The 3,076-nt window shown below is 65.7% G+C and carries 3 protein-coding genes; all 3 read right to left on the bottom strand.

Features of this window, described 5'->3' with window-relative positions:
- Positions 1–148: 148 nt before the first annotated feature.
- On the bottom strand, positions 149–1,012 hold the full coding sequence (locus VGH54_RS11985; RefSeq protein ID WP_331512214.1) for a PE-PPE domain-containing protein: 864 nt from the start codon (positions 1,010–1,012) through the stop codon (positions 149–151).
- A gap of 144 nt (positions 1,013–1,156) precedes the next feature.
- Entirely contained in the window at positions 1,157–2,530 is a 1,374-nt protein-coding gene (locus tag VGH54_RS11980) for a metallopeptidase TldD-related protein (protein WP_331512213.1), read from the bottom strand.
- Positions 2,527–3,076: TldD/PmbA family protein (locus VGH54_RS11975; protein ID WP_331512212.1), on the bottom strand; the 550-nt coding region annotated here is incomplete at its 5' end. The genes VGH54_RS11975 and VGH54_RS11980, both read right to left, overlap by 4 nt.

Below are 3,076 nucleotides of genomic sequence, written 5' to 3'. Positions count from 1 at the left end.
TGCGCGCACACGCTCCGCACCAGCGCGGTCAACCGACCGTCGCCGGGCGACAACGCCACTAGTCGAGTCAGGTCATAGTGCAACACCACACCGCGATTATGTCGCTTGGCTGCCCGATGACATGCGAAAGTCGGGAATCCGCCTCGAATCAGGGGACGGTGATGCCGAAGCTTCCCAGCGTGACGTCCCAAAGCGACTCGAAGAGATTTACGGGGTCTGCCAGAGTGAAGTAGTTCGTCGCGCCGTCTACCACACCGCCGCTGTCGATCGCGGCCAGTATCTCGGATTCGGGCAGGCCTCCCAGGTAGACCCCGTGCTCGAAAAACCCCACAAAATCCTGCCAGAAGGCTCCAAGCGGGTCGGACGCGAAATCAGCCGGCGTGGCAGTGTCGGCGAAGAAGTCGTTGACGACGGTAAATACGTCGGTGGGATACAAGTTATTCGGCGTTGTGACGTCGTCCAGATTCGACCAGCCGAGGAAATGGTCAACCGCCTGCCCGAACGGGGTGGCTCCCCAGGTGTCGAGAAGGCCGGTAGGTCCCGAAGGTGGGTCGGCGGCTGCATCGCCGAGCATGACGAAACGTAAGTCCTGTAAAGGGATTCCGTAGGCGGCGAGCTCCTGCTCCGCCAGCGATGCGACGACGGCCGACTGGCTGAAGCCGAAGACCGTGAGCGGGTCGGCTGCCGAGAATTCGCCCGCGTTGTAGTCGGCTTCGACGGCGTGGACCAGAGTGCCCACGCCCGCGGCGATGGACGGCCCGAAGTTCGGTGACTCGGGGGTTATTAGTGCCGTCACGGTACCGCTATCGGAAAAGCCAAGTGGTTGAAGGTATTCCGTCACGACGCCAGGCACATACCCCGGGAAGGTAGTCGGGTCCGGGATGAAGGTGGGCCCCATCACGATTGCGTGGGTCGAACCGTCGAGGAAATCCGCACCAGCGCCGATGTCGGCATTCGCTTCGACGACCGAACTCCAATAAGACGCCAACGCCAAGGCGACGACGACGCTCACGGCGCGATACACGCAAGTAGTTGACACCAGGCCCCCCTGATGGCCGACGCTATTCGACCGGTTATGTGACCCACGTCACGCTACGCCGAATTCGCGTCTGGCGGGCAGGAAGCGAACGAGTCGCCCGGCCATCGCCACCCGGGCTCAGGTCGCCTGGCTCACCGATGACATGTGAAAGTCCGGAATCCGCAGCGACGGCATCGCCGCGCGAGTGACCCAGTCGCCCCATTCCCGCGGCAACGTCGGCTCACTGACCCCGGCCTGGCTGGCCCGTCGCAACAGATCCAACGGGCTCTCGTTGAAGCGGAAGTTGTTGACCGCCGCGGTCACTTCACCGTCTTCGACGAGGTAGACACCGTCGCGGGTCAACCCGGTCAGCAGCAGCGTCGTGGGATCGACCTCGCGCATGTACCACAACGTGGTCAACAACAACCCACGCTCGGTCGCCGCGATCATGTCGGCGAGTTCGGTGCTGTCGCCGCTCATCAAGATGTTCTCGGCGGCGACGGCGACTGGGGCGTCGAACTCGTCGGCCGCGGCCCGCGGGTAGGCCAGCGCGTTGATCACCCCGTCGCGGATCCAGTCCGCCCGGCCGATGTTCATCCCGTTATCGAAAATCGACAACGTCTCCGACGAGCTCGACGTCGCGACGAACGGTGTGCAACCCAGCCCGGACGCCGCGGGATCGGAGTACAGCGTCAGCGGCAGATCGGTCAGCTTCTCCCCCACCCGGGTTCCGCCGTCGGGAGCACTGAACGCAGTGCGGCCCTCTTGCGCGCCGCGGCCGCTCATCGACCACGCCAGGTAGATCATCATGTCGGCGACCGCCGAGGGCGGCAGGATCGTCTCGTAGCGCCCGGCGGGCAACTCGACGCGGCGCTTGGCCCAATCCAATCGCATCGACAGCTGCTCGAGCAGCGAATCCGTTGACACACCGGCAAAGTCGGGGCTTCCGACGCCCACCCAGGCGCTGGCGCCGCTGCGTTTGGCGTTGATCTCCACCGAACCGTCCGGTTGGGTGTAACGACGCCGCAGTCCGCTCGACATCGCCAGAAACTTCGTCTCCAGCGCGTGTTGCGCGAAACCGTACAGCTGGTCGGTGCCCCGGAATCCGCGAGCCAGCGGACCGGTGATGTCCGCGAACACCTCGGGCCCGGTCCCCGGAATCGGCGCGTCCCAGTCGGACGGCGCGGTGTTGCCGCTCAACAGCGGCGCGGCGTCGCGGGCCTCGGGCGCCGACGCCGCGGCCGCCTGCGACGCGGCGACCAACTCCTCGATCGCCGCCGGGTCGACTTCGGCCGAGGTCAGCGTGCCGACTCGTGCGGTATCGCCTTGTCGGACAATCGAAATGACCGTGGTGTTGCGAGCCGTCGATACACCGTTGGTGGTCATCGAATTGTTCGCCCACCGCAGTGCGGTCGCGACGCGGTCGCCGACCAGCACGATGGTCTCGTCGGCGCCGCCGAGCCGCGCGGCAGCGTCCAGCGCCATGTCGACGACCTGCTGCGCGCCGATCACCGGCCGGCCTCGGCGCGGGTGTTGAGCACGTTGACCCCTCGAAACAGCGCCGATGGGCAGCCGTGGCTGACGGCAGCCACCTGGCCGGGCTGGGCCTTGCCGCAGTTGAACGCTCCGCCCAGTTGCCAGGTCGACAGGCCACCGACCGCTTCCATCGAATTCCAGAAGTCGGTCGTGGTGGCCTGATAGGCGACATCGCGCAGCTGGCCGTCCAGGCGCCCGTGCCGGATGCGATAGAACCGCTGCCCGGTGAACTGGAAGTTGTAGCGCTGCATGTCAATTGACCACGACCGGTCGCCGACGATGTAGATGCCGTCGTCGACCCGGGAGATCAAGTCGGGAGTGCTGAAGCCTTCGGGGCCGGGTTGCAGTGACACGTTGGCCATCCGCTGGATAGGGATGTGGTGTGGCGAGTCCGCGTAGGCGCAGCCGTTGGACCGGGCTTCGCCCAGCCGCCGAGCGAACACCCGGTCCAGTTGATATCCGACGAAGATCCCGTCGCGCACCAAGTCCCAACTCTGGGCGGCAACACCCTCGTCGTCGTAA

The sequence above is a fragment of the Mycobacterium sp. genome, assembly GCF_036488105.1.
GTDB lineage: Bacteria > Actinomycetota > Actinomycetes > Mycobacteriales > Mycobacteriaceae > Mycobacterium.
This window is presented reverse-complemented; position numbering and strand designations above follow the sequence as displayed.